This is a genomic window from Halorubrum sp. Atlit-8R (assembly GCF_003666025.1).
Taxonomy (GTDB): domain Archaea; phylum Halobacteriota; class Halobacteria; order Halobacteriales; family Haloferacaceae; genus Halorubrum; species Halorubrum salinarum.
The window spans coordinates 270,619-296,420 of sequence record NZ_QPLV01000004.1 but is presented as its reverse complement, the minus strand read 5'-3'; the positions used below and the strand labels follow the sequence as shown (position 1 = coordinate 296,420).

The window sequence follows — 25,802 nt, the reverse complement described above, 5'->3', positions numbered from 1 at the left end:
CCCGCGGTTTTTACGTATCGGAGCCGGTCGAGTCGGCCGGTGCGTGCGGGAGCCGCACCGCGAACCGCGCGCCGCCGAGCGCCGACTCGCCGGGGGTGAGGGACCCGCCGTACGCCTCCGCGAGCGTGGCGACCAGCCGCAGGCCGCTGACGCCGCCGTTCGGGTCCGCCGCCGACGGCTCGTCGGCGAAGAACGACCCGTCTCGGATCTCCGGCGGGAGCCCCGAGCCGTCGTCCTCGACGACGAGCGCGACCTCGCCGGCGTCGGCGTCGACCCGGACCGAGACGCGGACGGTGACCGCCGGGCCGGCGTGTTCGATCGCGTTCTCGACGAGGTTGTGAACGACCGAGCGCACGCCGTCGTTGGCCGCGACGGGCGCCGTCTCCGGGAGGTCGGACTCGACCGTCACCGACTCGTCGTCCGCGACGCTCGCCAGCACGCCCCGCGTCGTCTCCGCGAGGTCGACGCGGCTGGAGTCCGCGTCGCCGAGGATCGCGTCCGCGACCGCGCTCGTCGCCTCGATGCGGTCCAGCCCCTCGGCGGCCTTCGAGGCCACGGTCGCGGCGTGGTCGGCCCCCTCGCCGTCGCCGTCGAGCAGGTCGGCGTAGCCGCGGATCGTCGAGAGGTCGTTGCGGAGGTCGTGCCGCAGGAGGTGGTTGACGAAAGAGACGGCGCGGACCGCGTCGCGGGCGCGCCGTGCCTCGGCGGCCTGGCGGACCGCGTAGTAGCCCGCGACCGCGCCGCCGAGGCTCCCGACGCCGGCGGCGACGAGCATCGGGAAGACCGGTTCGACGAGCGGCCGCCCCTCGAAGGCGCGGACGGCGAGCGTCGCGGCGAAGGCGGCGACGGCGAAGACGGTCCCGGTGGCGGTCCACCGCGCGACGCGCCACTCCTCCGCCGGCGAGAGCTCTCGGCGGGCGATCCGGCGACTCGCGACGAGGACCGTCACCGCGATCCCGCCGTCGAGCGCGAACGCCAGCAGCGGCCCCGCGGAGGTCCCGATGGCGCCGATCTCGGTGACGTGATGGACCGCGGCGGCGGCGAGGAGACCGGCCCCGATCAGAGAGACCGCGTGGTGACCGCGCAGCGTCGACATTACGTATCGAACCGAGGAAACGAGTAAAACGGTTGTGGATCGCCGAGCGGCGGGGCGCCGTGCCGAGGAATCGACGCCGCGGCGACGGGACTCGTCCGAACGTTGAAACCCGCGAGCGACCCACGGGCCCCATGGACGTCTTCGTGTACGGGACGCTGACCGAGCCGGAGCGGGTCGCCGAGGTCGTCGACTCGTTCGTCTTCGTCGGGCCGGCGACCCTCGACGGCCTCCGGCTCGTGGAGGGGCGGTACCCGACCCTCGCGCCGGGCGGCGAGACCGCCGGGCGGCTCCTCCGGACGGAGGCGGTCGACGCACTCGACGCGTACGAGGACGTGGACGGCGGCCTGTACGTCCGCGAGGCCGTGCCGCTCGACGCGCCGGACGACTACCCGGACACCGCCGCGGTGTACGTCGGCGACCCCGACCGCCTCGACGCGGACGCGACGTGGCCCGGGACCGGACCGTTTCCGGACCGGGTGCGGACGGTGCTCGACGACCGCGACGTGCGGGTGCGGCTGACCCCCCGAGATCCCGTCTGACGGGCGGATGACGGCGCCGCAGTCGTGCGGTTTCACTTTCGCTCTGGTAGCCTCACCTTTTTGTATTCCCGTCGCCTCGTTTCACTCGCACGTCACACGCGTGCATTCCCCCCTTTACCACCGCGAGCGACCGCGCCGTCGACCCGCATCCGCGGCCCGGATCGACGGCGTCGGCCCGCGCGGCGACCGCGACGCGGCGGTCGCGCGCCGCGTTCCCCCTGGCGTCCGACCGGAACCGATTAGCGGTCGGCGCGGCGACGGGGTGGCATGCTCAGTCTCGCCGACATCCGGGAGGCGCGCGAGCGCGTCTCGGGCGTCGCCCGGCACACGCCCCTCGAACGGTCTCGGTCCTTCTCGGAGATGAGCGGCGCCGACCTCCACCTCAAACTGGAGAACTTCCAGCGGACCGGCGCGTTCAAGATCCGCGGCGCGATGAACCGGATCCGGACCCTCTCGGCGGCGGAGCGGGAGGCCGGCGTCGTCACCGCGAGCGCCGGCAACCACGCGCAGGGCGTGGCGCTGGCGGCCAGCCGCGCGGGCGTCGACGCCACCGTCGTGATGCCGAAGTTCGCGCCCGTCTCGAAGGTGAAGGCGACCCGGGGGTACGGCGCGAGCGTCCGCCTGGAGGGCGTCGACTACGACGAGGCGCAGGCGTACGCCCACCAGTTGGAGCGCGAGGAGGGGCGCACCTACGTCCACGCGTTCGACGACCCCGTCGTGATGGCCGGCCAGGGGACGCTCGGGCTGGAGATCGTCGACGACTGCCCCGACCTGGACACCGTCGTCGTCCCGATCGGGGGCGGCGGCCTGATCTCCGGGGTCGCGGTCGCGATCAAAGAGCAGATCCCGGACGTGCGCGTCGTCGGCGTCCAAGCGGAGGGCGCCGCCTCGGCCGCGAAGTCGCTCGAAGCGGGCGAGGTCGCGGAGATCGACAGCGTCGACACGATCGCCGACGGGATCGCGACGCGGTCGGTCGGCGAGGAGACCCTGGCGGTCATGGAGGAGTACGTCGACGAGGTCGTCACCGTCGACGACCGCGAGATCGCCTTGGCGCTCACGCTGCTTTTGGAGCGCGCGAAGACGCTCGTCGAGGGCGCGGGCGCGGTCGCGCTCGCCGCCGTCCTCTCGGACGCCTTCGAGTACGACGACGGGGAGACGATCGTCGCCGCGCTCTGCGGGGGCAACATCGATCTCAACCGCCTCGGGACCGTGGTCCGGCGCGGTCTCGTTCAGATGGGCCGGTACCTCAAGATCACGATCGACCTGAAGGACCGGCCCGGCGAACTCGAACGGGTCTCCAGCATCGTCGCGCGCACCGGCGCGAACGTGTACGCGGTCCACCACGACCGCACCTCCCGCGACGTGGCCGTCAACGCCGCCGAGCTCGAACTCGAATTAGAGACCGACGACGCCGAACACGCCGCCGACATCGTCGACGCGCTCGAAGCCGAGGGGTACGACGTGGAGATTCTGTCGTAGATCGGGCGAGCACTGCGAGTATTTATAAATAGAACTGCGGTGGCGCGTGCCGGTGAGCGGCCGACAGGCCGCGAACCGCACGCGCGAGGGACGCGGTGAGTGAGGGGCGACCGCAGGGAGCCCCGAACGAGCCGCGAGGCTGGGGAGGCGTGAGGTGCTGTGCGGTCGCTGTCGGGTGGGACTCAAAGGGGCAGCCGTGAGGACGAAGCCCGGCGCAGTAAGCACCGCAGCGAAGGAGCAAAGCGACTGAGCGAGGAGCACAGCAAGCCGCGCGAGTCCTCGCGGCTGGGGCTTTGAAGCCGTTCGCCGTCGATCTACGGTCAGCGATGTATAAGCGAGCGGCTGGGAGTTTGAAATCGTTCGCCGCCGATTCACAGCCGATTATTTATAAATGAACGGTCGACCCGCAGTCTATCAGTCGTCGGACCCCGAAAGCGAGACCGAACGTTGGTTTATAAGAAACCGCGGAACTACGCGATTATCAGTCGTCCGCGGCCGCGGCGTCGACCTCGCCCTCGTACAGCTCGCCGGCGCGCTCGCGGTCGGAGAGGTACTCGTCGGCGTCGAGCGCGGCCTTCACGCCCATGCCGCTCGCGGTGGCCGCCTGCTGGTAGTGGAAGTCGACCACGTCGCCGGCGCCGAACAGCCCCTCGACGCCGGTCCGGGTCTGCCCGCCGCCGCGGCCGCCCTCAGTGATCAGGTAGCCGTCGTCGTCGGTTTCGATGCCGGTCCCCTCCAGGAAGTCCGTGTTCGGCGTGTGGCCGATGGCGTAGAAGACGGCGCCCACGTCGAAGTCGTACTCGTCGACCTCGTCGGCGGTCGCGGGGTCGTCGAGCTTCTCCTTCGGGTGGCCGTCGGGGTGCTCGACGAGCGTCACGCGGTCGATGCCGTCTTCGGGGGTGCCGTGGATCTCCGTGAGCTCGGTGTTGAGGAGGAGCTCGATGTCGCCCTCCTCGACGGCGTCCATCGTGCGCTCGATCCACACGTCCTCGGCGCGGAACTCCTCGCGGCGGTGGGCGACGTAGACGGTGTCCGCGAACTTCGTCAGGAAGTTCGCCTCCTCCATCGCGGCGTCGCCGCCGCCGACGACGAGCATGTCCTCGTCGCGGAAGAACGCGCCGTCGCAGGTCGCGCACGTCGAGAGCCCGTACCCCATCAGCTCATCCTCGCCGGGGACGCCGAGCGTCCGGGCGCTGGCGCCCGACGCGGCGATGACGGCGTCGGCGGTGTAGACGTCGCCGTCGGTGAGCGCGACGCGGAAGTGGCCCGCGGGCTCCTTCGAGACGTCCTCGATGACGCCGTTGCGGGCCTCGGCGCCGAACTTCTCGGCCTGCTCTTTCATGTCGTTGATCAGGCCCGGCCCGGAGACGCCCTCGGGGAACCCGGGGTAGTTCTCCACGTCGGTCGTCAGCGTGAGCTGGCCGCCCGGCTCGTCGCCCTCGATGAGCAGCGGGTCGTTGTTCGAGCGGGCGGCGTAGATCGCCGCCGAGAGCCCCGAGATACCGGTGCCGGCGATGATGAGTCGACGGTGTTCGACGATGTCGTCGGTCATGTGATCCGATTCGCCGGCGCGCCGTATGTACGTTGCGACCGTTGCGCGATTCCCGCACGACCGCCCCCTCGAACCGCCACGACCGCGCCACCGTGCCCCGACCCGCACCTACCGCACCGCGACGAACACGCTTCGGTCGTCGGCGGGGCCGTAGCCGTCGACGGTATCGACCTCGTCGAACCCGGCCGCGGCGAGCGCGTCGGCGATCCGCTCGTCGGCGAACGGCGTCATCCGGCGGGCGTCGACGAAGGGGTCGCCGTCGGGCGTGAACGTCACCGCCCGCCAGTCGAGGCGGCCGTCGCCGGTCGCGACGTGGTGCGCGACGCGGACGTACTCGACCGCGCCGTCCGCGCCGCGGCCCACGTCGAGTCCGGGTCGGTTCCCCTCGGGCGGCAGCGGGGAGTTGTCGAAGACGAGGGCGCCGCCCGGCCGGAGGCGGTCGCGGAGCGCGGCGAGCGCGGGGTCGAGGTCCGCGGGCGCGAGGTGGTTCACGACGCCGCGGATCGCGACGGCCGCGTCGAACGGGGCGGCGCCGCCGAGGTCCGGATCGGGCAGCCCCGTCCGGCGGAACTCGACGCCGCCGTCGCCGTCGAGGTCGGCGCACTTCTCGCGCGCGACGCCGAGCATCCCCTCGTGGACGTCTATCGCGGTCACGTTGAGACCCCCGGCGGCGAGCCGGCGCGTGTGCTCGCCGGTGCCGCAGCCGACCTCAAGCAGGCGGTCGGGGTCGACCCCGCGGTCGGCGAGCGCGTCGCGGACGAAGGCGACGTCGCGGTCGTAGTCCCACTCGGACTGGATCGCGTCGTACAGCCGCGGGCGCTCGTCGTAGAGACCGTCGGGCATGTCGGGCGCCTCGCGGGCCGGCTCCGAATGCGTTACGGCGCCGTGCGACGCCGTCCCATCCGTCGGTCCCGTGCGGTCAGTCGGTCGGGAACTCGGGCGGGAGCCCGGTGGGCTGCGTCGGCGCGTCGTCGAGCGCCTCGAAGAACCGGCCGGCGACGAACGCCTCGACGACGTCCGCCAGCGACTCCGACTCCGAGACCTCGCTCAGGATGCCGAGCGGGACCTGCGCGCCGGCCATCGCCGCGTGGCCCCCGGCGGAGCCGACGGGGTCGAGCGCGTCGCGCAGCAGCTCGCCAGCGTCGAGGTCCGCGCCGCGGGCGCGCGCGGAGCCGTAGATGACCCCCTCCATGTACCCGTAGACGAACGTCACCGTCACGCCCTCCAAGTCGAGGAGCCGCTCGGCCGCCTGCGCGAGCGCGTCGCGGTCGGCTATCTCGCCGACGCAGGAGGCCGCCACCGAGCCGCGCACGTCGCGGTTCTCGATGGCGGCCGCGAGGACGCGCAGCGTCTCCGGGCTCACGCTCGGGCTCTCGACGCGCTCGAGCGTCGACTCGTCGGCGTGCGCGAGCAGCGCCGCCGCGGCCTCGAAGTCGTCGGTGGCGGTCGCGCGCGTGAAGTCCTTTGTGTCGATCCGGATGCCGTACAGAAGTGCCGTGGCGAGGTCCCGCTCCGGCGCGATCCCGTACCGCGAGAGGTACTCCGAGATGAGCGTGCTCGTCGCGCCGACCCCGGGCCGGATGTCGACGAACGACCCCGCGACCGGCCCCCGCGGCGGGTGGTGGTCGACGACGACGTCGACCGGGTGGCCCTCGGGGAGGCTGTCGTTGATCCCCGCGCGGGAGTGGTCGACCAAGGCGACGCCCCCGTACGCGTCGAGGTCGATCTCGTCGAACGGCCGGAGCCGGATGTCGAGGAGGTTCACCATCGCGCGGTTCTCCTGGTGAGCGATCTCGCCGCCGTAACAGGCGTCGGCCTCGACGCCGATCGACGCCGCGATCCGCGCCAAGCCCAGCGCGCTCGCGATGGCGTCCGGGTCGGGGTTGTCGTGGGCGACGACGAGCAGCGGCCCCGAGAGCCCCCGGAGCGCCGCGAGCAGGCGGGCCGGCTTCTCGGCGCCGTCGGCGGCGGCGAACTCCGCGTTCGGGTCGGGGGCGTCGTCGAGGCCGACCGCCGCGAAGACGCGGTCGGCGACCGCCTCGACCGGGTCGACCACGCGGTCGGCGACCGCCTCGACCGCCGCGCGCTGCTCGTCCGTCGGCGCCGCCCCGAGGTGCGCGACGATCAGCGCCTCCGGGTACCGCTCCCGGGCCGCGCGCGCGGCGGTGACGTTGCGCTCGGCGTCGTCGCTCGCGATCAGCACGACGCCGGCGCTGTCGGGGTAGGTCCCGGGGTCGGTCGGGTCGGCCTCGACGGTGGCGACGTTGCGGTCGCGCAGCGTCGACACCCAGCCGGTGTCGTCGGTGATCGCCACCAGGTCGTCGCGCCCGCCGCGCCCGTCGCGGGCGTGTTCGACGAGCGCGTTCCCGACCGCGCTACAGCCGAGCAGCAGGCGCCGGGTCATGGGGACGCGACGGGACCGCGAGGCAAAACGCTGCCGTCGCCGCGGCGGGAGCGGCCGTCGGCGTCGCGCCCGACCGCGCGTCGGTCCCGGGTCACTCCCCGCCCTCCGCGGGGTCGCCCCCGCCGCGGAGCGCCCCGTTCACCGCAGCGGCGACGTCGACAGCGGCGCGGTTCTCGGCCACGTCGTGGACCCGGACGATGTCGGCGCCGCGGTCGGCGGCGAGCGCGGTCCCGGCGACCGTCGCGTGCTCGCGGTCGTCGGCGTCGCGCCCGACCGCGCCGTACAGCGACTTGTGCGAGTGGCCGACGAGGACGGGGCAGCCGAGCGCCGCGAACTCCCCGCAGCGGGCGAGCAGCTCGAAGTCCTCCGCCGGCGACTTCCCGAAGCCGAGCCCGGGGTCGACGATGACGCGGTCGCGGTCGATGCCGGCCGTGTCCGCCAGCGCGAGCCGCTCGCGTAAGGCGTCGACGACCTCTCCGACCACGTCGTCGTACTCGGGGTCGGCGTCCGGGTCGACCGGCGCGTCGAGGCTGTGCATCACGATCACCGGGCAGTCGGCGTCGGCGACGACCGAGCGCATCTCAGGGTCCTCCAGCCCAGTCACGTCGTTGATGACGTCCGCGCCAGCGTCGAGCGCCGCCTCGGCGACCGCGGGCTTGCGCGTGTCGACCGAGACCAGCACCTCGCCGGAGCCGACCGCGGGCACCGACTGGATCGCCTCGATCGTCGGGACGACCCGCTCTATCTCCTCCTCGACGGGGACCGGCTCCGCGCCCGGGCGGGTCGACTCCCCGCCGACGTCGACGACGTCGACCCCGGCGTCGACCATCCGCTCGACGCCCGCGACCGCGTCGTCGAGGTCCGCGTGGCGCCCGCCGTCGTGGAACGAGTCCGGCGTGACGTTGAGCACGCCCATCACCGCGGTGCGGTCGGTCCACGGGTAGTCGGGGGCGTCGGGGTCGCCCGCGTCGCTCTCGCCCTCCGTTCCGCCGGGGTCGCCCGCGTCGATCCCGGCCGCCGCGGCGAGGTCGGCCGCCACGCCGCCGAGCCCGCCCCCGTCGGCCGCGTCGAGGCGGTCGACGAGCGCGCGCAGCTCCGCGACCGTGCCCGCGACGGTGACCGGGACCTGCTCGCCGGCGGCCCCGCGGTCCTCGTCCGCCCCGAGCCCCCCGAGCGCGGCGTCGCCGCCGACCGCTCGGGCCTCGCTCGCGACGCGCTCGGCCCGGTCGCCGCGCAGCCGGAGCGTGAGGACGCGGTGGTCGACGCCGTCCCGGTGGGCCGCGACGCCCTCGGGCGGGACGCCGGCCGTGTCGAGGGCGTGCGCCGCGTCGGCGGGCCCCCGGACCGTCCGCTCGCGGACCGTCCGGACGGTCGCCGCCCGGGCCTCGGCGACCGCGAACAGCGAGCCGACGAGCAGCACGCAGTCGCCGTCGGCGGCGCGGTCGGTCGCGGCCGCGAGCGCGTCCGCCACGTCGTCGCCGGCCGTCACCTCGTCGACGCCCGCCGACCGGAGCGCGGCCGCGAGCACGGCGGGGTCCTCGGCGCGGTCGATGGCGGGGCGGCAGGTGACCGCCGTCGCCGCGTCCGGGAGCCCGGCCGCCGTCTCGGCGTGGTCCTTGTCGTGCATCGCGGCGTACACGAGGTGGAGGTCGTCGTAGTCGTACTCGTCGAGCGTCGCGGCGAGCGTGCGGGCGGCCGCGGGGTTGTGCGCGCCGTCGAGGACGGTCAGCGGCGCCGTGTCCACCACCTCGAACCGCCCCGGCCACGTCGCCCGCGCGAGCCCGTCGCGCACGGCGCGGTCGGGGAGGTCGGTCCCCAGCGCCGCCGCGGTCCGGTCCGCGAGCGCGACGGCGACCGCCGCGTTCGCGGCCTGATGGCGCCCGACGAGCGGGATCCGGTAGGTCCCATCCCGCTCGCCGACGAGCGAGACTGCGGCGTCGGTGGCGCTGACGCGGCCCTCGTAGGTCGCGGCGAGCGCGGGCGAGTCGTCGGTCTCGTCCGCGGGGTCACCCTCGTCGGCCGACCCCGCGTCGTCGGCGTCGCCGGTCACTCGCGTCACCGGCGCGCCGGCCTCGCCGGCGACCTCGCGGACCACGTCCAGCGCCTCGCCCTCGCAGGCGGTGACGAACGGCGCCTCGGGGCGGGCGATCCGGGCCTTCGTGCGGGCGATCTCCTCGATCGTGTCGCCGAGCACGTCGGTGTGTTCGAGGGAGACGTTCGTGACGGCGGTCGCGACGGGGTCGACCGCGCTCGTCGCGTCGTACTCGCCGCCGAGGCCGACCTCCAGGACCGCCACGTCGACCTCGCGGCGCGCGAACTCCCGGACCGCCATCGCCGTCACGACCTCGAAGAAGGTGAGCGGCTCGCCGGCGGCGGCGCGGTCGATCAGCCACGGGCGCACCTCCGCGACGAAGTCGGCGATCGCCGACTCGGTCATCTGCCGGCCGTCGACGCGGACGCGCTCGGCGAGCGCCGAGAGGTGCGGCGAGGTGTAGAGGCCGACCGACAGCCCCGCCTCGCGGAGGACCGACTCCGTCAGCCGCGCCGCGCTGCCCTTCCCGTTCGAGCCGGCGATCTGGACGAACGGGACCTCCTCGTGCGGGTCCCCGAGGTGCGCGAGCAGCGCCTCCACCCGCTCCGTCCCGGGCTTGACCGAGAAGCGGCGGAGGTCGAAGAGGAACGCCGCCGCCTCGTGGTAGTGCATGTCCCGTGGGTCGGCGGCGCGTCGCTTAGGCGTAACGGACCGGGACGCGCGGCGGCGAGAGGCAACCCTTACGCGCGCGGCGACCGGACTCGGTCGCATGGACGAGACAGCGACCGCCGACGCGGGCGGGAGCGGGACCGCCGGGGCGGACGCGGGGGGCTCGGACGCGCCCGCGGGCGACCCCGTCGTCGTCGGCGAGGGGGTCCGGAAGGCGTACGGCGACGTCGACGCGCTCGACGGGGTCGACCTCGACGTGGCCGCCGGCGAGGTGTTCGGGCTCATCGGCCCCAACGGCGCCGGGAAGACGACGCTGGTGCGCGCGCTCACCGGGACGACCGAGGCCGAGGGCGACCTGCGCGTGTTCGGCGCGCCGCCCCGCGAGGTCGACCCGAGCCGGATCGGGCTGCTCCCGCAGTCGTTCGACCCGCCCGCGCGGCTCACGGCCCGCGAGCTGGTCGACTACTACGGCGGCCTCTACGACGCGGCCCGCGACACCGAGGCGGTCCTCGACGACGTGGGGATGGCCGACGACGCCGACGCCTGGTACGAGACGCTCTCGGGCGGACAGAAGCGCCGCACCTGCGTCGCGACCGCGGTCGTCAACGACCCCGACCTCCTCTTCCTCGACGAGCCGACGACGGGGATCGACCCCGCCGGCCGCCGGGCGATCCACCGGCTGATCGAGCGGCTCGCGGCCGACGGCACCACCGTCTTCCTCACGAGCCACGCGATGGACGAGGTCGAGCGGCTCGCCGACCGCGTGGCCATGCTCCGCGACGGGCGGGTCGTCGCGAGCGGGGCGCCCGACCGGCTGGTCGCGGAACACGGCGGCGCGCCGCGGCTCGACGCCGCGACCGCGGGGCCGGCGACGGAGGAGACCGTCGCGGCGGTCGCGGCCGGCGTCCGCGAGCGCCTCGGCGACGGGCCGTCCGTCGAGGCGACCGACGGGGGGCTCCGGGTGCGCGGCGTGCGGCCCGAGGCGATCGGCGCCGCCGTCGACGCGCTCGACGGCGCCGGGGTCGCCTTCGACTCGCTGTCGTGGTCGGAGCCGTCGCTGGAGGACGTGTACCTGCGGCTGACCGGCGAGGAGTACGCGCGGCGGGGAGGGGACGCGGAGGAGACGGCGCCGGGCGCGGCGCCCGACGGGGGCGAGCGATGACCCGGCTCGGGCGGATCGGGACCGAGGCGGTCGCGGCGGCGCGGTCGTTCACCCGGCGCCGGACCGCGGTGTTCTTCACGTTCTTCTTCCCGGTCATCCTCGTCGTCATCTTCGGCGCGCTGGTGCGGACGCAGCCGACCGGCGGCGGCCTCTTCGCCGAGCCGGCGGGCTACTACATTCCCGGCTACCTCGCGGTCGTCGTCCTGTTCACGCCGCTGTCGCGGGTCGGCTCCGAGATCGCGCGCCACCGCGACGGCGGGCGGTTCGAGAAGCTGGCGACCACGCCCCTCTCCCGCGCCGAGTGGCTCGTCGCGCACACGCTCGTCAACGTCGGCATCATCGGCGCCGCGAGCCTGCTCATCCTCGGCCTCGTGGTGGCGGTGACCGACGCGACGCTCGTCGTCTCGCCGGCGCTGGCCGCCCTGCCGGTGTTCGTCGCGGTCGCGGTCGCGCTCTTCTGCGGGCTCGGCGCCGTCCTCGGCGCGCTCGCCGACTCGCAGGACGGCGTGATCGCCGCGAGCAACACGGTCGCGCTCCCCCTGCTCTTCCTCTCCGAGACGTTCGTCACCCCGGCGCTCCTGCCGGAGTGGTTCCTGCCCGCGGTCGCCGCCTCGCCGCTGACGTACTTCGCGCGGGGGACCCGGGCGATCACCTTCACCGGCGGCCGGTGGGCCGGCGACCTCATCGTGTTGACCGCGCTCGCGGCGGTCTTCCTCGCGGTCGGCGCGTACGCGGTGCCGCGGACGGAGTGACCCGGTCGGAACCGTCCATTTATGTCCGCAGACCGCGTCCGGAGGGAACGAGAGGGTAAGCGTTGACCACCGTTCACTTCACCTGTCCGGACTGCGAGCAGACCATCGAGGTCAACGACGCGATGCGGGAGACCATCCTCGACACCGGCTGCCCGGTGTGCACCGCGGCCGCGGCGGAGGAGGACTTCGCCGTGACGTGCGAGTGACCGCCGCGACCCGATGGCGTCGGTTCGACGCCGGACCCCGTCGGAAACCAGAGCGACGCGCTCGCCGCCGCTCCGTCCCCGCGATCGCCACGCGTTCGCACATCGCATCCGGTTGCTGAGCCTTTTTCCGTCGACCGCGACAACCGTTCGGCGATGACGCCCGAACTCGACGAGATCGATCTGGGAACCGTGCCGCTGGGTCGGACCGGCCTGCGGACGAGCGAGCTCCAGTTCGGCACGTGGCGGTTCGGCCGCGTGACCGAGGCGGGGAACGTTGAGATCGACGAGGAGCGCGCCCACGAGCTGCTCGACGCCTACGAGACCGCCGGCGGGCGGTACATCGACACCGCCGACGTGTACGGCGGCGGCGACTGCGAGCGCTGGATCGGCGACTGGCTCGCCGAGCGCGACCGCGAGCGCTACACCGTCGCCTCGAAGGTGTACTGGCAGATCCGCGACGGCGACCCGAACAGCCGCGGGACGAACCGCAAGAACGTGCGCCACCGCGTCGACGCCCTGCTCGACCGGCTCGACACCGACTACGTCGACGTCCTCTACATCCACCGCTGGGACGACGAGACCCCCGCCCGCGAGCTGATGAAGACGCTGAACGGGCTCGTCGAGTCCGGGAAGGTCCACTACCTCGGCGCCTCGACGCTCCGCCCGAACGCCTGGAAGGTCGCCCGCGCCAACGAGATCGCCCGCAGCGAGGGCTGGGAGCCGTTCACGGTGCTCCAGCCGCGCTACAACCTCGTCGACCGCGAGATCGAGGGGGAGTACCTGGAGTTCGCGCGCCAGCGGAACCTCGCCGTTTCCCCGTGGAGCCCGCTCGGACAGGGCTTCCTGACCGGGAAGTACGACCGCGACGCCGACCTGCCCGGCGACTCGAAGGCGGCGGAGTCGAGCCGGTTCCAGGAGGCGTACCTCACCGAGGAGAACTTCGACGTCCACGACGAGCTGGACGCGGTCGCCGACGAGGTCGGCGCCTCGCCCGCGCAGACCGCGCTCGCGTGGCTCTCGCACCGCGACGGCGTCACGGCGCCGATTGTCGGCGCGCGGACCGTCGACCAGCTGCGGGAGAACCTCGCGGCCGCGACGATCGACCTCTCAGACGAGCAGGTCGACCGCCTGACGGCGGCCAAGCCGGGCCCGTACGACGAGCTCTGAAGGGAGCGGGCGCGGTCGCCGGCTACCGCTCCGCGCAGTAGTCGACGAAGTTCCGCAGGATCTTCAGCCCCGTCTCGCCGCTCTTCTCGGGGTGGAACTGCGTGCCGAACACGTTGCCCGCCTCGTTGGCGACGACCGCCGGGAAGTCGACCCCGTAGTCGGCGGTGGCGACGACCGCGTCCGCGTCGTCCGGCGCGGCGTAGTAGGAGTGGACGAAGTAGGCGTGCTCGCCGTCGACGGACCCGCCGGCGGACGCGGCCGCCCCCGACTCCCCCGCCCCGTCGACGCCGTCGACGATCGGGTGGTCGCGCTCGACTTCGAGCTCGTTCCAGCCCATGTGCGGCACCTTCCGGTCGACCTCGAAGCGGACGTTGGTGCCGGGGATCAGGTCGAGCCCCGTCACCTCGCCTTCGCCCGCGTGGTCGGCCTCCTCGCTCGTCGTGAGGAGCATCTGCATCCCGAGGCAGATCCCGAAGAGGGGGCGCCCCGCCTCGGCGTGGTCGGTCAGCGCCTCGCGCAGCGGGCCGGCGTTCTCCATCCCTTCACGGAACGCGCCGACGCCGGGGAGGACGACGCCGTCGGCGGCCGCGAACGCCTCGGGGTCGTCGGTGATCTCGACGGACGCGCCCGCGCGCTCCAGCCCGCGGGTCGCGGACCGGAGGTTCCCGAGCCCGTAGTCCACGAGCGCGACGGACACCTCGGCGTCCGTTGGTGATTCGTCCATGGTTCCGGTTCGCGACCGCGGTGGAAGTCAGTTTCCATCCGGGAACTGTTACATAGCGGTATAGAGTCGTGTGTATATATTAACAGCAACACTTTTGAAACGCCAGTAAAAGCATCAAATGGACACCTCATGGCGCAACGACGCAAATTCCTCAAGATCGCGGGTGCGGCAAGTATCGTTGGACTCGCAGGCTGTAGCGGCGGCGGCGACGGGTCCGACGGCGGCGACGGCTCCGACGGCGGCGACGGGATGGACGGGTCCGACGGATCCGACGGGTCTGACGGGTCTGACGGCTCCGACGGCGGCGACTCGCAGATGTCGTTCGGCGGCGACGGGAAGGTCGACTTCGGCATCTCGCCGTCGGTCCCGCAGGAGGACCTCGAGGTGCAGTACTCCCCGCTGCTCGACCACGTGGGGAGCTATCTGAAGGAGAACTACGAGGTCCCCGACGGCCTCTCGGTCGAGGGGAACGTCGGCAGTAACTACAGCGCGATCATCCAGTCGCTCGGCCAGGGCACGACCGACGTCGCGGAGACGGGGCCGTTCGCGGCCGCCCTCGGCGTGAAGACCGGGAACGCGGAGATCATTCTCCAGCGGTTCGGCTACGGCGGCTGGACGTACAAGAGCATCATCGCGACGCCGAACGACAGCGACATCACGGAGCTGTCGGACCTGTCCGGCAAGACCGTCGCCTTCTCCGACCGGCTGTCGACCAGCGGTGCGCTGTACCCGCTGTACAGCATGTCGAGCGAGGGCGGCCTCGACATCGGCAGTCTGCCCGAGGGCGACGGCTCGCAGGCCGAGTTCGACGCCCGCTTCGCCGGCGGTCACGTCGGCTCGTACACCCTGCTCGAACAGGGCCAGGTCGACGCCGCCGCGATGGGCGGCTTCGTCCGCGACACCGGCACCGGCCCCGCGCCGGACGCCTGGCAGGAGGTCGCCACCACGCTCCACGAGGACGAGGGGCTGCCGCGCGCGCCGATGGTGGTGTCGCCCGAACTGAGCGACGACGTGAAGTCCGCCATTCAGGAGTCGTTCCTCGAGGCGCCGGACAGCATCTACTACGGTGCCGACGGCGAGTCCGACACCGACGACGACCTCTGGTTCAGCAAGGTCCGCGAGGCGAGCCAGGAGGACTACCAGTCCGTCATCGACGTCGCCAACGAGCTCGGCGTCGGCACGGACATCTTCGACCAGTAAGGCCCCGTCTCCAACTTCGGATCACTTTTCACCCGATCCCTCCCCTTTCGGACAAAGCCACACCCTATGCCAACGATCGAATTCGAAAACGTCACCAAGAGATACGGCGAGGACACCGTCGCCCTCGACGACGTATCGTTCACCATCTCCGAGGGCGAATTCGTCATCCTCCTCGGTCCCTCCGGCGCCGGCAAGTCGACGATGCTCCGCGTGCTGAACGGACTCACGCAGCCCACCGAGGGGTCCGTCCGCATCGGCGGCGAGGAGATACAGGGTAACCGCAGCAGCGTCGGCATGGTGTTCCAGGAACACTACCTCATCGAGAGCAAGACCGCGTTCGGGAACGCGCTGTCGGGCGCGCTCTCCCGGAACGGCCTCCTCCGGAGCGCCCTGGGGATGCACGACGACGACGACAAGCGGACCGCCCTGGAAGCCCTCCAGACGGTCGGCCTCCTCGACGAGGCGGGACAGCGCGCCGAGTCGATGAGCGGCGGGCAGAAACAGCGCGTCGGGATCGCCCGCGCGCTGGTTCAGAACCCCGAGATCGTCCTCGCCGACGAGCCGGTGGCCAGCCTCGACCCGAAGGCCGCCCGCGACGTGATGCGCTACCTCAAGAAGGCCGCGACCGAGCAGGACCTCACGACGATCACCAGCCTCCACCAGGTGAACATCGCGCGCGAGTTCGGGGACCGGTTCCTCGGGATCCGCGACGGCGAAGTGATCTTCGACGGCGACGCCGACGACCTCACGATGGACGAGATGGACCGGATCTACTACGGCAGCGCACAGGACGGCAACACGGTCCCGGCCGGGACGACGGGCGAGGAACTGGGCGAGACCGACGCCGAGGCCGACGCGGCCGCAGACGGGGGGCGAGAGGCGTGAGCTCCCCGTCCGACTCCGCGATCGCCGACCAGTTCCGCTCGCTCGAACGGCTCCGGCGCCTCAAGTACCTGCTGTGGAGCGCGCTGCTCGCCGCCGTCCTCGGCGTCACCTACTGGGGGCTCGGCTTCATCGGGTTCCAGCCGAACGTCGTCGCCGGACGGCTCCCGGCGATGTACGAGTTCATCGCGACCGGCTTCTTCCCGCCCGACTTCCAGAACTTCACGATCTACACCAAAGACCAGGGGATCACGGGGCTTCAGGCGATCCCGGCGAGCTTCGGCGAGGGCGGCGCCCGCATCGTCGAGAGCTTCCAGTCGCCGCGGCAGACGCTGGTGAAGGCGAGCCTCGTGACGCTCCTCCTCGGCTTCATGGGGACCGTGTTCGCCTTCCCGTTCGCGCTTATCCTCGGCGTGCTCGGCAGCGAGCGCGTCACGCCGTTCCCGTTCAACTTCATCTTCCGCGGGACCCTCAGCGGCATCCGCGCCATCCCCGCGATCGTCTGGATCTTCCTGTACATCCCCGTCGGGCCGCCGGGACAGGTGACGGCGGTGCTCGCGATCGCGACCGACAGCATCGGGAACCTCGGCCGCCTGTTCACCGACGACCTCGAAGAGATCGAGGAGGGACCGATCGAGGCGATCCGGTCGACGGGCGCCTCGGGCACCCAGACCGTGAGCTTCGGCATGCTGAGTCAGGTGTCGCGCTCCTTCATCGCGTGGACCCTGTACATCTTAGAGATCAACACCCGGATCGCCATCTCGCTCGGGGTCGTCGGCGCCGGCGGCCTGGGGCTGATGATCCGGAACAGTCAGGACCTCTTCGAGTTCCAGCAGACCGCCGCGGGGCTGGTGATGGTGTTCATCGTCGTCCTCGGCATCGAGCTCATCTCCTCGCGGATCCGCGCCCGGCTCCGGCCCGGCGAACACGAGGGGAAGGGACTGATCGAAGCGATCCGCGGCCTGTTCGACGCGAAGAAGTGGCTCGGTATCGGCGACGGTCCCAAGCGGGACTGAGCGCCTAAAACTCGCCGAGCCGCGACTGGCCGCCGCCGTTTTCGCCGCGCTCCCCGACGCCGCTCAGCTCCGCCGCCCGGGCGATCGTCTCGAAGAAGCCGTCGCGTTGACTCCGGTCGTACAGCGTCGCCGCCGGGTGGACCGACAGGAGGACGCGCCGCGACGCGCCGGCGAGCCGCGCGTCGACCACGTCGCCGGACGCCGAGGTGATCGCCACCGACCGGTCGAGGAGGTGCTCGCTCGGCACCTTCCCGAGGGTCACGATCAGCGTCGGGTCGAGGCGGTCGATCTCCGCTTCGAGGTGGCCCCGGCAGTTCGACAGCTCCTCGGTCGTCGGGTCCCGGTTGTCGGGCGGGCGGCACCGGACGCAGTTCGTGATCCGCACGTCGGCGCGGGCGAGCCCCGCGTCGCGTAGCGCCTCGTCGAGCACGTCGCCCGACCGGCCGACGAACGGCTCGCCCTCCTCGTCCTCGGTGGCGCCCGGCCCCTCGCCGACGAACAGCAGGTCCGCGTCCGTCGGGCCGACGCCGTCGACGATCCGGCTCCGGGAGGCGACCAGTTCCGGGCACCGCTCGCAGGCGGGCACGCGGAGGTCCTCGTCGAGGCCGTCGCCGCCGTGTTCGCTCATACCCACGGCTCCGGGCGCGGCCGTCTAAGGTGCGTCGGTCGCCCCGGGAGGATCGCTCGCCGTCACCGCCTCGCGGTGGGCGCTCGCGGCGAGCGCGGCGATCCGGAGCGGCTCGCAGCGCCGGAAGCCGTCGCGGGTGAGAGCTTCGACCGCCGCGGCGGCGCGCTCGGGGTCGAGGCCGACCGCGCGGACGAACCGGGGCTCGTCGGACTCGGGGGCGTCGCCGTCCGCGTCCGCGGAGCCGACCGGAACGCGGGGCGGCAGCGACCGGTACGTCGCGAGGCGGTCGGCGAGCGCGTCGCCGTCGAAGGCGTCGCGCAGGGCCGGTTCGAGCCCGGGGCTCGCCTCGTAGCTCACGGCGTACACGGGGCGGTCGAGCGCCTCGCGGAGTCGGTCGAGGTCGAGGAGGTTGAACCACGCCGGCGCGACCCCCGCGCAGGCGACGTGGCGGACGTCCTCGCGGTCGAGCGCGCGCCAGCAGTCGAGCGCGGCGTCGGTCGCGTCGGTCCCGCCGACGGTACACCGCGCGAACGCGAGGCCGTCGGGCGTCCCGTCGGCGCGGACGACGACGCCGGCCGCGTAGCTAACGTCGCGGGCGTCGGAGAACGCGACGCCGAGCGTGCGGCTCGGCGCGGTCACTCACGCGTCCTCGGACTTGATCTCCTGGAGCCGATCGAGAAGCTCGTCGTTCGAGGCGCCGGGCTCGTAGTCGACGGACCCCTGGTGGGTCTCCTGGGCAGCCCGGACACCGTCGTCGTCGTCGAAGTCCGCGTCCAGGTCCTGATTCTCCTGTTCGGACTCGTCGTAGCTGCCGAAGCCCATCTGTGTGTAAAGTTAACGGCGGGTGTCAAATAAATCCACGGCCGCTCGCGGGGAGAGACGCCGCGCGGCCGCGGCTGTACCCTTTTGTCGCTCCGCGAGCGAGTACGGGCATGGAGCCGATCACCGTCACCGCGGACGCGGAGGAGTTCACCTGTAACGCGTACCTCGCCGTCGGGGACGCGACGACGCTCGTCGACGCGGGAACGATGCCGGGCGTCGACGACGTGATCGCCGACGCGCTCGACGACGCCGGCGTCGACGGGCTCGACCGCGTCGTGATCACCCACCAGCACCACGACCACGTGGGCGAGCTCGACGCGGTGGCCGACCGGTTCGACCCCCGGGTGTTCGCGTACGCGGACCACCCGCGCCGCGACGTGGCGCTCGAAGACGGCGACGAGGTGCTCGTCGGGAGCGAGGCGTGCGAGGTCGTCCACACGCCCGGCCACGCCGACGACCACGTCTCGCTCGTCGGCGAGGAGCGGCTCTACTCCGGCGACGTGGTCGTCTACAACGACGGCGCCTTCGACGACGGCTCGTTCGGCCGGACGGACATGGCCGGCCAGTCCCGCGAGCGCCTGATCGAGAGCCTCCGCGAGATCCTCGACCGCCTGCCCGACACGACCGCGGCGATGTTCCCCGGCCACGGCGACGTCTACCGCGCCGCCGACGGCCCCGACACCGTCCGCGAGGTGATAGAGCGCGCGGCGGAGCGCGCCGAGCGCCGCGAGCCGAAGTACCCCGACGAGTGAGCGCGGGGCGCGACCGAGGCCGGATACGAAAGGGAGACGCGCGGCTGTTCGTCGAGGGGGAATAGCTCGGAGGAAGGGCCGAGGGCGGCCCGGCGGCCGACCGGATTACGCGGCGCGGCGCTCGGTCGCCTTCGGGCGGAGCTTGGTGTAGCCGCACTTGCGGCAGCGCTCGGCCTCGGAGGCGTTCCGGGCGTTACAGCGCATACAGATCTGTCGGTCGAGCATGCGGCGTTCGGCGGCGTCGAATTTAGCCATACCCTCACTGCGCGTGCGGTGCTGTAAAAGGTTGCGAGACGCCGCGGCGGCGGGTCGCGCCCCCGAAGCGGCTGTCTGAAAGCGTTCGGGTGCGGCCATCGGCCGCGAGAAGAACGGCTACCGAACGGGACCGACGGTCAGGCGCCCGCTTCCGTGAGGGCGGCCTCGATGTCCTCGCGCTGCGTGACGCCGACGAAGCGGTCGACGACGCCGTCGTCGTTCTCGACGATGAGCGTCGGGAGCGAGCGGACCTGGTACTGGTTCGCGACGTCCTGCTCCTCGTCGACGTCGACCTTCTGGAGCTCGAACGCGTCGCCGAGGTCCTCCTGAATCTCCTCCAGGATGGGGTCTTGGGTCTTACACGGGCCGCACCACTCGGCGTGGAAATCCAGCAGTCGAACGGTCATAGTCGGCGTCAACTATCGCCGGCCCGCGCATAAGGGTTTCCCACTCGTGTACGCCGGCGGTCCACGCGGCGCGATCGGCGGCCGCGACCCGGCCCGAGGACGCGGCCGCGGCCCGTCGGCTCGGACGGCGAACGAAACGTTTACGCCGCGTCGCCGTCCAGCAACGGACATGAGTGGTTCCAACTCCGGCGGGCTGATGTCCAGCGCGGGACTGGTCCGCTACTTCGAGAACGAGGACCGGAACGCCATCTCGATCGACCCCAAGACGGTCGTCGCGTTCTGCGTCCTCTTCGGCGTGTTCGTCCAGATCCTGTCGCTGACCGTCGCGTAGGCTCCCCTTCTCCTCGCACCGACGGACCGAGCACGAACCGTTCGCCCGCGTAGCGCGCCCTTTTTCCACGCGCCCGCCCCACCCCTTCGTATGAAAGCAGGCGTCATCGCCGTTCAGGGCGACGTGGCCGAACACGCCGCCGCGGTCCGCAACGCCGCGGCCGCCCACGACGAGTCCGCGGAGGTCGTCGAGGTCCGGGACGCGGGGATCGTCCCCGACTGCGACGTCCTCCTGATGCCGGGCGGGGAGTCGACCACCATCTCCCGGCTGATCCACCGCGAGGGGATCGCCGCCGAGATCGAGGAACACGTCGCGAGCGGGAAGCCCGTCCTCGCGACCTGCGCCGGGCTCATCGTCTGCTCGAACGACGCGAAGGACGACCGGGTCGACCCGCTGGGGCTGGTCGACGTCTCCGTCGACCGCAACGCGTTCGGCCGACAGAAGGACTCCTTCGAGGCGAAGGTGCCGGTCGCCGGCCTCGACGACCCCTTCCACGCCGTGTTCATCCGCGCGCCCGCCATCGACGAGGTCGGGCCGGGGGTCGAGACGCTCGCGACGGTCGACGGGCGCCCGGTCGCGGTGCGCGACGGCCCGGTCGTCGCCACCGCGTTCCACCCGGAGCTCACCGACGACCCGCGGATCCACGACCTCGCCTTCTTCCCCGAGCGGGAGGTGGTCGCGTGAGCGACCAGGGCCCGGAATCCGGCGAGGAGTCGGCGACGCCGCCCGACGCGGTCCTCGACGAGCTGTTCGCCACCATCGAGTCGCGGAAGGATGAGCTGCCGGAGGGGTCGTACACGGCCTCGCTTTTTACCCACGAGAAGGGCGAAAACGCCGTCTTAGAGAAGATCGGCGAGGAGACGACGGAGGCGATCCTCGCGGCGAAAGACGACGACCGCGACGAGCTCACCGCGGAGAGCGCCGACCTCGTCTACCACCTGCTCGTGCTGTTCGCGATGAAGGACCTCGACGTCGACGACCTCCGCGGAGAGCTCCGCGACCGGTTCTGATCCTCAGCGCTCGCGTTCGAGCTCGCGGTCGATGTCGTCGACCTCCTCGGTCTCTAACTCCTCGCCGATGCGGCGCTCGAACTCCGTCTCGCTGATCTGTCCCTCGACGTACTGCTGGCGGAGGCGGTCCTGCCGGCTCGTCGCGGCGTCGGCGGAGGCGGACGACGAGGACCCGATCGAGTCGAGCGAGTCGGCGCCGGCGTCCCCGTCGCCGAGCAGCCACGAGCCGGCCTTGTACGCGGCGTACGCGAGCCCCGCCAGCACGGCGAGCGTGACGATCCCGGAGACGACCGCCCACGCGAGGCTCAAGAGGGCCGAGACCACGCTGACGACGATGCTGATCCCGACGAGCACCGCGATCGCGATCGCCGCGTAGTAGAGGGCCTGCTTCCCGTCCATGCCCCGGAATCGGGCTGCCGGCCGCAAATACCTTCTCCCGGGCGAGCGCGGTCGCCGACCGGGCGTCGCCGACCGCGAGCTTTTGTCCGCGGGGCCGAACTGCCCCACGAGGACGGCCCCGTGACCGACCCCAGCGCGCCCGAGCCGGCGACCGCCCCGTCCCGCAGAGCGGTGCTTCGGCGGTGCGGGTCGCTCGCGGTCGGCGGGGCGGCGACCGCGGGGTCCGCCGCCCTCGCGGGCTGCGTCGGGCGCGAGAGCGGCGGGACGACCGCGGCCGACGGCGAGCGCGGCGCCCCCGACCCGCCCCTGATCGCGCACCGCGGCTTCGCGGCCGAGAACCCGGAGAACACCGTCGCGGCGGTCGAGGCGGCCGCGGCGACGACCGACCGGATCGAGCTCGACGTGCGCCGCTGCGGGACGGGCGAGCTCGTCGCCTTCCACGACGCGACGCTCGGCCGGGTGACGGACGCGACCGGGCGCATGAGCGAGACGCCGTACGAGCGGCTCGCGGCGCTCTCGGTCGAGGGGTCCGGCGAGCCGGTGCCGACGCTCGCCGAGGCGCTCGACGCCGTACCGCCGGGCGCGTGGGTCATGCTCGACCTGAAGGAGCGGGGCGTCGCGGCGGACGCGGTCGCGGCCGGCGCGGACCGGGAGTTCGATCTCGCCGTCGCCGCCGACGACCCGGCGGCCATCGAGGCGGCGACCGCGGCCGACCCGTCGGTGCCGACCGTCTACGGCGTCCGCGAGTCGGTCCCGGCGCGGGCCCTCCGACCGCTGGTTCCGGGGCCGGTCGGCGGCGCGTCGCTGCCCCAGTGGGCGTACCCGCCGCAGGACGTGGCCGGGATGATCGAGACGGCGACCGATCTGGGGTGTGCGGCCGTCTCGCCGCGGTACGAGCTGTGTCTCGGGACCGACCTCGTCCGGCGCGCGCGGGACGCCGGACTGCGGGTGCTGCCGTGGACCGTCGCGTCGGCCCGGGAGTACGAGGCCGTCGCGACCGCCGGCGTCGACGCCGTCGTCTCGGACGTCTCCCGCGGCCGCCGCGAGACGTGACAACCGAGACGAAAGAGCGGCGCAGGGCGACAGAAAGGTTATTCCTCCGGCTCTCATGGTTCCACGGAATGGATCGGCACTCCGACGCCGGCGACGGCGCGACCGGGGGCGACCGGGGCGGAGCGCTCGGCGGCGGCGAACCGAACGAAGCGTCCGACGGGACGAGCGCGACCGGCGTCGACCGGCGGACGGTCCTCGGCGCGCTCGCGGGCGCCGGGAGCGCCGCGGTCGCCGGCTGCTCGGGCTCGCGGCCGGACGACGCCGCGACCACCGACCTGGAGTCGGACCGGCTCGACGAGCTCGCGGCGCGGTTCGCGCCGACGCTGTACTTCGACGCCGCGGAGCCGTGGTTCCCGACGGACCCGCGGCCGTACACGGTCGAGGAGGACGGCGAGACGGTCGTCGACGGGTTCGAGGCGTTCAACGGCTACCACGAGCGGTACGACGAGGCGGGCGAGCCGCCGGCCCCGACGGTGTTCTACAACGGGATGCGGTACGAGGACTCCCCGCTCGCGGTCGTCCAGTTCTGGTTCTACTCCGCGTTCGACCAGTTCACGGCGAACTTCCACTGGCACGACTGGGAGGTGCTCCACGTGTTCGTCGACCTCGACACGGGCGACCCCCAGCTGTACGTCGCCAGCTCGCACTCCCGGAGCGTCCCGAACAACGAGTTCCTCGACCCGGACCCGAACGTGGTCCCCCGGATCCTCCCCGAACTCGGCTCGCACTCCAGCACGCTCTCGGTCAACGAGGAGGCGGACACCTTCCAGCGCGTCGGCGAGGAGGGGCTCCTCGCGGACATCACGAACACGACGATAGACACCGTCGAGGACCTCCTCGGGATCCCGATCGCGTACGGCCTCCCCCGGGACGAGGGGGCGCGGCTCCCCTTCGTCGTCCCGGAGTACGAGGGCGAACCGATCTACGACCACCCCGACCTCCCCGCCGTCAGCGAGGGGTCGCTCGTCGACGGCGCCCTGACGATCCGCTCGCTCGACGCGCTGCGCTCGCCGCCGACCGACCTCCCGCTCCGCGAGACGGGGGTCGCCTTCCGCCACGGCGGGCGCCCGGCCGACGGCGAGGACGCCGCGCTCGCCGAGGAGGCCGCCGAGTCGGTCGTCGAGTACGACCTCGTCGAGAGCGCCGAGCTGGAGGACATCGCGGCGTTCACCGGCCCGCAGCTCAGCTTCGAGTTCGCGGTCCCGCAGGCCGTCGAGGACGCCGTCGCGAGCCACATCACGACCACCGGCGTCCCGTGGGACCAGCCCCGCTACGAGAACCCCGCGCTCGACATCACGGCCGGCAACCACCGGTCGGAGATGGCCGCCCGGTACGACGCGATCGCCGACGATCCGTCGTTCGGCGACGACGCCGCGGAGGCCCTCGACTCTGTCGTCGCCCGGGTCACGCGGGCGACCGAGAGCGACGAGGCCCCCGACGGCGAGGGGCTGACGACGACCGGATCGAGCGTCGAGTCGTTCGTCCTGATCGAGAGCGACCCCGAGGCGGTCCCGACGTTCGCCGGCGGCGTCGCGGTCGCGAACGGCGTCCCCGAGGGCGACCACCGCGTCACGGTCAACGGCGCCGGCCGCGCGCCCCACAGCGAGACCCTGACCGTCTCGACGGACGAGCCCGTGACGACCGCGGGCGTCGACGGCGAGATCCCGCTCGTCGCCCGCGAGGACGCGCGGAAGGTGGAGCTGTCGGACGCCGACAGCGACGTCGACCTGACCCGGACCGCGATCGAGGACGACTTCGCCGGGCGGATCTACGACTCCGCGATCGACGGGAGCGACGCGGCCTACGTCCACGCCGGCGGCGCGTACACGACCGAGGTCCGCGACGCCGACGACGAGGTCGGCGCGTACCGGGTGAATCCGGACCCGGCGGCGTCGGCCGGCGACGGCGACGGCGGCGACGACGGTGACGCCGACTCCGGCGGGCCCGACCCGATCCGGATCGAGCGGCCGGAGACGGGCGCGGCCCCGCTGGCCGGCTACGTCGCCGACGTGGCCGAGGAGACGCGGGCCGCGGTCGCGGCCGCGTCGGGCGGCGACGACGACGGCGACAGTGACGACGGCGGGGAAAGCGGCTCCGGAGGCGGGGGCTCCGGGGGCGGCGGCTCCGGCGGCGGCCCGTCGAACGCCGTCAACGGGCTCGAACGCGCGCTCGCCGCGGCGGTCGACCAAGCGAGACGGGCCGAGGAGCGGGCCCGGGAGGGCGACGCCGAGGGCACGAAGCGACAGCTCGCGAACGTCGCCGACCGGATCGCTCGGATCGAGGAGCGTCTCGCGGCCGCGCGAGAGGGCCTCCCGCCCGGACTCGCGAACGCGACCGGGAAGCGCGTCGAACAGGCGACGAAGCGCGTCGAGCAGGCGCAAAACGCCGACAAGCTCTGAGGCGGCGCGCCGCTCCCCCGGCTACTCCGCGAGCTCGTCGACGAGGAGGCAGATGTCGGAGACGGCCGACTCGACGAGCGCCTCCCCCTTCTCCGCGGTCGCGACGGTCGGGTCGCCGACGTTCCCGGCGGGCGTCAGTTCCTCCATGTCCCTCGCCGTCAGCGACCAGCCGACCTCGTTGTCCCCGAGCGCGTCGTAGTCGGTCAGCGGCAGCGACTCCGCGGGCGGGTCGACGTTCTCCGCCCGGTCCATGTGGACCAGCTCCGGGAACAGCGCGAGCATGATGCTGGTCTCGAACTCGGAGGCGTGGAAGGAGACCTCGCCCGTCCGGACCTCCTCGGCGACGTCGGCGAAGACGTTGACGAGGGGGACGTGAAACGCCCGCACGTCGCGCTCGGATCGGAGCCGCCGGACGACGACCTCCAGCTCCGGGTCCTGTGCGAGGTAGTGGCCGTTCAGCAGGAGGACGTTCTCGATCCCCCACTCGCTCGCTGAGGCGCAGATGTCGAAGAGGTACCGCTGGAACGTCTCGGTCGAGACGGTGAACGTCCCCGGCTTGAACGTGTGGTGCGGGCTCACGCCGTACCAGACCGGCGGCGCGAGCAGCGCCGGGCTCCGCGCGATCACGCGCTCGCCGATCGCCTCCGGCATGTACGCGTCGACGCCGAGGGGCATGTGGCGGCCGTGCTGTTCGGTGCTGCCCACCGGCACCAGCAGCGTCCGGGTCTCCTCCAAGGCGGCCTCGATCTCCGGCCACGTCATCTCGGCGACGCGTCCCGATCCGGGCTTCGTGTCGGACATACCGCTGCGTCGGACGGCGGGGATAAAACGCGAGCGGTGCGGCCGCTCGCCGCCCGCGGGGCGGT

At 72.8% G+C, this 25,802-nt stretch carries 28 protein-coding genes; 15 read left to right on the top strand and 13 right to left on the bottom strand.

The genetic code is table 11. The features are described from left to right. Nucleotides 1-10: 10 nt before the first annotated feature. The gene (locus tag DVK05_RS12420; protein WP_121563694.1) at nt 11-1,096 is read right to left on the bottom strand and encodes an ATP-binding protein; all 1,086 of its coding nucleotides are present in this window, start codon (nt 1,094-1,096) and stop codon (nt 11-13) included. Between the two features lie 131 nt (nt 1,097-1,227). Between DVK05_RS12420 and DVK05_RS12415 the strand changes: the two genes are divergently transcribed. Together DVK05_RS12415 and ilvA are read left to right on the top strand one after the other, a co-directional pair. Next, nucleotides 1,228-1,635, top strand: coding sequence for a gamma-glutamylcyclotransferase (locus DVK05_RS12415; protein WP_121563693.1), 408 nt, complete (start codon nt 1,228-1,230; stop codon nt 1,633-1,635). A gap of 267 nt (nt 1,636-1,902) precedes the next feature. Next, complete coding sequence (ilvA, locus tag DVK05_RS12410; protein ID WP_121563691.1) at nt 1,903-3,114, top strand: threonine ammonia-lyase; 1,212 nt, start codon at nt 1,903-1,905, stop codon at nt 3,112-3,114. Between the two features lie 481 nt (nt 3,115-3,595). Here ilvA and DVK05_RS12405 read toward each other — a convergent pair whose 3' ends face one another. From DVK05_RS12405 to folP, 4 genes are all read right to left on the bottom strand, one after another. Then, entirely contained in the window at nt 3,596-4,666 is a 1,071-nt protein-coding gene (locus tag DVK05_RS12405) for an NAD(P)/FAD-dependent oxidoreductase (protein ID WP_121563689.1), read from the bottom strand. 108 nt (nt 4,667-4,774) lie between these two features. Further along, nucleotides 4,775-5,509, bottom strand: a complete 735-nt coding sequence (locus DVK05_RS12400) for a bifunctional 2-polyprenyl-6-hydroxyphenol methylase/3-demethylubiquinol 3-O-methyltransferase UbiG (protein WP_121563687.1) — start codon at nt 5,507-5,509, stop codon at nt 4,775-4,777. A gap of 76 nt (nt 5,510-5,585) precedes the next feature. Further along, nucleotides 5,586-7,070, bottom strand: a complete 1,485-nt coding sequence (locus DVK05_RS12395; protein WP_121563685.1) for a DHH family phosphoesterase — start codon at nt 7,068-7,070, stop codon at nt 5,586-5,588. 91 nt (nt 7,071-7,161) lie between these two features. Then, nucleotides 7,162-9,774 (bottom strand): dihydropteroate synthase, encoded by a 2,613-nt coding sequence (folP, locus tag DVK05_RS12390; protein WP_121563683.1) that lies wholly within the window; start codon nt 9,772-9,774, stop codon nt 7,162-7,164. Between the two features lie 97 nt (nt 9,775-9,871). Here folP and DVK05_RS12385 point away from each other — a divergent pair, with 97 nt between their 5' ends. From DVK05_RS12385 to DVK05_RS12370, 4 genes are all read left to right on the top strand, one after another. After that, the gene (locus tag DVK05_RS12385) at nt 9,872-10,933 is read left to right on the top strand and encodes an ABC transporter ATP-binding protein (RefSeq protein WP_121563681.1); all 1,062 of its coding nucleotides are present in this window, start codon (nt 9,872-9,874) and stop codon (nt 10,931-10,933) included. After that, complete coding sequence (locus DVK05_RS12380; protein ID WP_121563679.1) at nt 10,930-11,685, top strand: ABC transporter permease; 756 nt, start codon at nt 10,930-10,932, stop codon at nt 11,683-11,685. Before DVK05_RS12385 ends, DVK05_RS12380 begins: the two co-directional genes overlap by 4 nt. A 62-nt stretch (nt 11,686-11,747) precedes the next feature. After that, nucleotides 11,748-11,891: a zinc ribbon domain-containing protein gene (locus DVK05_RS12375; protein ID WP_121563677.1), complete on the top strand. Its 144-nt coding sequence runs from the start codon at nt 11,748-11,750 to the stop codon at nt 11,889-11,891. 153 nt (nt 11,892-12,044) lie between these two features. Continuing rightward, entirely contained in the window at nt 12,045-13,058 is a 1,014-nt protein-coding gene (locus DVK05_RS12370; RefSeq protein WP_121563675.1) for an aldo/keto reductase, read from the top strand. 22 nt (nt 13,059-13,080) lie between these two features. Here the strand turns inward: DVK05_RS12370 and hisH are convergent, their stop codons facing one another. Then, entirely contained in the window at nt 13,081-13,782 is a 702-nt protein-coding gene (gene hisH / locus DVK05_RS12365; RefSeq protein WP_121563674.1) for an imidazole glycerol phosphate synthase subunit HisH, read from the bottom strand. Nucleotides 13,783-13,911: 129 nt separating this feature from the next. On the opposite strand from hisH, the gene phnD reads away from it, so the two are divergent. The 3 genes from phnD (at nt 13,912) to DVK05_RS12350 (ending at nt 16,880) form a co-directional block, all read left to right on the top strand. Then, complete coding sequence (gene phnD, locus DVK05_RS12360; protein WP_121563672.1) at nt 13,912-14,982, top strand: phosphate/phosphite/phosphonate ABC transporter substrate-binding protein; 1,071 nt, start codon at nt 13,912-13,914, stop codon at nt 14,980-14,982. A gap of 66 nt (nt 14,983-15,048) precedes the next feature. Beyond that, a complete protein-coding gene (phnC, locus tag DVK05_RS12355) occupies nt 15,049-15,867 on the top strand; it encodes a phosphonate ABC transporter ATP-binding protein (RefSeq protein ID WP_121563670.1) in 819 nt (272 codons plus the stop codon). Next, nucleotides 15,864-16,880 (top strand): ABC transporter permease, encoded by a 1,017-nt coding sequence (locus DVK05_RS12350; protein ID WP_121563668.1) that lies wholly within the window; start codon nt 15,864-15,866, stop codon nt 16,878-16,880. Before phnC ends, DVK05_RS12350 begins: the two co-directional genes overlap by 4 nt. Nucleotides 16,881-16,884: 4 nt before the next feature. Here the strand turns inward: DVK05_RS12350 and DVK05_RS12345 are convergent, their stop codons facing one another. Genes DVK05_RS12345 through DVK05_RS12335 form a run of 3 tightly spaced genes read right to left on the bottom strand, consistent with a single transcriptional unit; the run spans nt 16,885 to nt 18,330 of the window. Beyond that, complete coding sequence (locus tag DVK05_RS12345; RefSeq protein ID WP_121563666.1) at nt 16,885-17,508, bottom strand: uracil-DNA glycosylase family protein; 624 nt, start codon at nt 17,506-17,508, stop codon at nt 16,885-16,887. Nucleotides 17,509-17,532: 24 nt separating this feature from the next. Beyond that, nucleotides 17,533-18,147 carry a DUF99 family protein gene (locus DVK05_RS12340; RefSeq protein WP_121563664.1) on the bottom strand — a complete coding sequence of 205 codons (615 nt, stop codon included), beginning with the start codon at nt 18,145-18,147 and terminating at the stop codon, nt 17,533-17,535. After that, on the bottom strand, nt 18,148-18,330 hold the full coding sequence (locus DVK05_RS12335; protein WP_007995123.1) for a DUF5786 family protein: 183 nt from the start codon (nt 18,328-18,330) through the stop codon (nt 18,148-18,150). A gap of 110 nt (nt 18,331-18,440) precedes the next feature. Between DVK05_RS12335 and DVK05_RS12330 the strand changes: the two genes are divergently transcribed. After that, nucleotides 18,441-19,082, top strand: coding sequence for an MBL fold metallo-hydrolase (locus tag DVK05_RS12330; protein ID WP_121563662.1), 642 nt, complete (start codon nt 18,441-18,443; stop codon nt 19,080-19,082). A 105-nt stretch (nt 19,083-19,187) separates the two neighbouring features. On the opposite strand, the gene DVK05_RS12325 is transcribed toward DVK05_RS12330, so the two are convergent. Both DVK05_RS12325 and DVK05_RS12320 read right to left on the bottom strand, forming a co-directional pair. After that, nucleotides 19,188-19,337: a 50S ribosomal protein L40e gene (locus tag DVK05_RS12325; RefSeq protein WP_006111655.1), complete on the bottom strand. Its 150-nt coding sequence runs from the start codon at nt 19,335-19,337 to the stop codon at nt 19,188-19,190. Between the two features lie 137 nt (nt 19,338-19,474). After that, entirely contained in the window at nt 19,475-19,744 is a 270-nt protein-coding gene (locus DVK05_RS12320; protein WP_004598787.1) for a co-chaperone YbbN, read from the bottom strand. A 169-nt stretch (nt 19,745-19,913) separates the two neighbouring features. Here DVK05_RS12320 and DVK05_RS12315 point away from each other — a divergent pair, with 169 nt between their 5' ends. The 3 genes from DVK05_RS12315 to hisE all read left to right on the top strand — a co-directional run bounded on the left by DVK05_RS12315 (nt 19,914) and on the right by hisE (nt 21,085). After that, nucleotides 19,914-20,075 (top strand): preprotein translocase subunit Sec61beta, encoded by a 162-nt coding sequence (locus tag DVK05_RS12315; RefSeq protein ID WP_077152317.1) that lies wholly within the window; start codon nt 19,914-19,916, stop codon nt 20,073-20,075. Nucleotides 20,076-20,165: 90 nt separating this feature from the next. Beyond that, nucleotides 20,166-20,759 carry a pyridoxal 5'-phosphate synthase glutaminase subunit PdxT gene (pdxT, locus tag DVK05_RS12310; protein WP_121563660.1) on the top strand — a complete coding sequence of 198 codons (594 nt, stop codon included), beginning with the start codon at nt 20,166-20,168 and terminating at the stop codon, nt 20,757-20,759. Beyond that, entirely contained in the window at nt 20,756-21,085 is a 330-nt protein-coding gene (gene hisE, locus DVK05_RS12305; RefSeq protein WP_121563658.1) for a phosphoribosyl-ATP diphosphatase, read from the top strand. The genes pdxT and hisE overlap by 4 nt, the downstream gene beginning before the upstream one ends. 3 nt (nt 21,086-21,088) lie before the next feature. Here hisE and DVK05_RS12300 read toward each other — a convergent pair whose 3' ends face one another. Beyond that, the gene (locus tag DVK05_RS12300; protein ID WP_121563656.1) at nt 21,089-21,484 is read right to left on the bottom strand and encodes a hypothetical protein; all 396 of its coding nucleotides are present in this window, start codon (nt 21,482-21,484) and stop codon (nt 21,089-21,091) included. A 120-nt stretch (nt 21,485-21,604) separates the two neighbouring features. Here DVK05_RS12300 and DVK05_RS12295 point away from each other — a divergent pair, with 120 nt between their 5' ends. Both DVK05_RS12295 and DVK05_RS12290 read left to right on the top strand, forming a co-directional pair. Continuing rightward, complete coding sequence (locus DVK05_RS12295) at nt 21,605-22,537, top strand: glycerophosphodiester phosphodiesterase (RefSeq protein WP_233559378.1); 933 nt, start codon at nt 21,605-21,607, stop codon at nt 22,535-22,537. Between the two features lie 68 nt (nt 22,538-22,605). Continuing rightward, nucleotides 22,606-24,936 carry a hypothetical protein gene (locus tag DVK05_RS12290; RefSeq protein ID WP_121563654.1) on the top strand — a complete coding sequence of 777 codons (2,331 nt, stop codon included), beginning with the start codon at nt 22,606-22,608 and terminating at the stop codon, nt 24,934-24,936. Between the two features lie 21 nt (nt 24,937-24,957). On the opposite strand, the gene DVK05_RS12285 is transcribed toward DVK05_RS12290, so the two are convergent. Then, nucleotides 24,958-25,737 (bottom strand): creatininase family protein, encoded by a 780-nt coding sequence (locus DVK05_RS12285; RefSeq protein ID WP_121563652.1) that lies wholly within the window; start codon nt 25,735-25,737, stop codon nt 24,958-24,960. Nucleotides 25,738-25,802 lie beyond the last annotated feature (65 nt).

What these genes read in the sequence shown, in the direction of transcription:
- DVK05_RS12420 (WP_121563694.1), bottom strand. Translation starts at nt 1,096, where the DNA reads ATGTCGACGCTGCGCGGTCACCACGCGGTCTCTCTGATCGGGGCCGGT.
- DVK05_RS12415 (WP_121563693.1), top strand. Translation starts at nt 1,228, where the DNA reads ATGGACGTCTTCGTGTACGGGACGCTGACCGAGCCGGAGCGGGTCGCC.
- ilvA (WP_121563691.1), top strand. Translation starts at nt 1,903, where the DNA reads ATGCTCAGTCTCGCCGACATCCGGGAGGCGCGCGAGCGCGTCTCGGGC.
- DVK05_RS12405 (WP_121563689.1), bottom strand. Translation starts at nt 4,666, where the DNA reads ATGACCGACGACATCGTCGAACACCGTCGACTCATCATCGCCGGCACC.
- DVK05_RS12400 (WP_121563687.1), bottom strand. Translation starts at nt 5,509, where the DNA reads ATGCCCGACGGTCTCTACGACGAGCGCCCGCGGCTGTACGACGCGATC.
- DVK05_RS12395 (WP_121563685.1), bottom strand. Translation starts at nt 7,070, where the DNA reads ATGACCCGGCGCCTGCTGCTCGGCTGTAGCGCGGTCGGGAACGCGCTC.
- folP (WP_121563683.1), bottom strand. Translation starts at nt 9,774, where the DNA reads ATGCACTACCACGAGGCGGCGGCGTTCCTCTTCGACCTCCGCCGCTTC.
- DVK05_RS12385 (WP_121563681.1), top strand. Translation starts at nt 9,872, where the DNA reads ATGGACGAGACAGCGACCGCCGACGCGGGCGGGAGCGGGACCGCCGGG.
- DVK05_RS12380 (WP_121563679.1), top strand. Translation starts at nt 10,930, where the DNA reads ATGACCCGGCTCGGGCGGATCGGGACCGAGGCGGTCGCGGCGGCGCGG.
- DVK05_RS12370 (WP_121563675.1), top strand. Translation starts at nt 12,045, where the DNA reads ATGACGCCCGAACTCGACGAGATCGATCTGGGAACCGTGCCGCTGGGT.
- hisH (WP_121563674.1), bottom strand. Translation starts at nt 13,782, where the DNA reads ATGGACGAATCACCAACGGACGCCGAGGTGTCCGTCGCGCTCGTGGAC.
- phnD (WP_121563672.1), top strand. Translation starts at nt 13,912, where the DNA reads ATGGCGCAACGACGCAAATTCCTCAAGATCGCGGGTGCGGCAAGTATC.
- phnC (WP_121563670.1), top strand. Translation starts at nt 15,049, where the DNA reads ATGCCAACGATCGAATTCGAAAACGTCACCAAGAGATACGGCGAGGAC.
- DVK05_RS12345 (WP_121563666.1), bottom strand. Translation starts at nt 17,508, where the DNA reads ATGAGCGAACACGGCGGCGACGGCCTCGACGAGGACCTCCGCGTGCCC.
- DVK05_RS12335 (WP_007995123.1), bottom strand. Translation starts at nt 18,330, where the DNA reads ATGGGCTTCGGCAGCTACGACGAGTCCGAACAGGAGAATCAGGACCTG.
- DVK05_RS12330 (WP_121563662.1), top strand. Translation starts at nt 18,441, where the DNA reads ATGGAGCCGATCACCGTCACCGCGGACGCGGAGGAGTTCACCTGTAAC.
- DVK05_RS12325 (WP_006111655.1), bottom strand. Translation starts at nt 19,337, where the DNA reads ATGGCTAAATTCGACGCCGCCGAACGCCGCATGCTCGACCGACAGATC.
- DVK05_RS12320 (WP_004598787.1), bottom strand. Translation starts at nt 19,744, where the DNA reads ATGACCGTTCGACTGCTGGATTTCCACGCCGAGTGGTGCGGCCCGTGT.
- DVK05_RS12315 (WP_077152317.1), top strand. Translation starts at nt 19,914, where the DNA reads ATGAGTGGTTCCAACTCCGGCGGGCTGATGTCCAGCGCGGGACTGGTC.
- pdxT (WP_121563660.1), top strand. Translation starts at nt 20,166, where the DNA reads ATGAAAGCAGGCGTCATCGCCGTTCAGGGCGACGTGGCCGAACACGCC.
- DVK05_RS12300 (WP_121563656.1), bottom strand. Translation starts at nt 21,484, where the DNA reads ATGGACGGGAAGCAGGCCCTCTACTACGCGGCGATCGCGATCGCGGTG.
- DVK05_RS12290 (WP_121563654.1), top strand. Translation starts at nt 22,606, where the DNA reads ATGGATCGGCACTCCGACGCCGGCGACGGCGCGACCGGGGGCGACCGG.
- DVK05_RS12285 (WP_121563652.1), bottom strand. Translation starts at nt 25,737, where the DNA reads ATGTCCGACACGAAGCCCGGATCGGGACGCGTCGCCGAGATGACGTGG.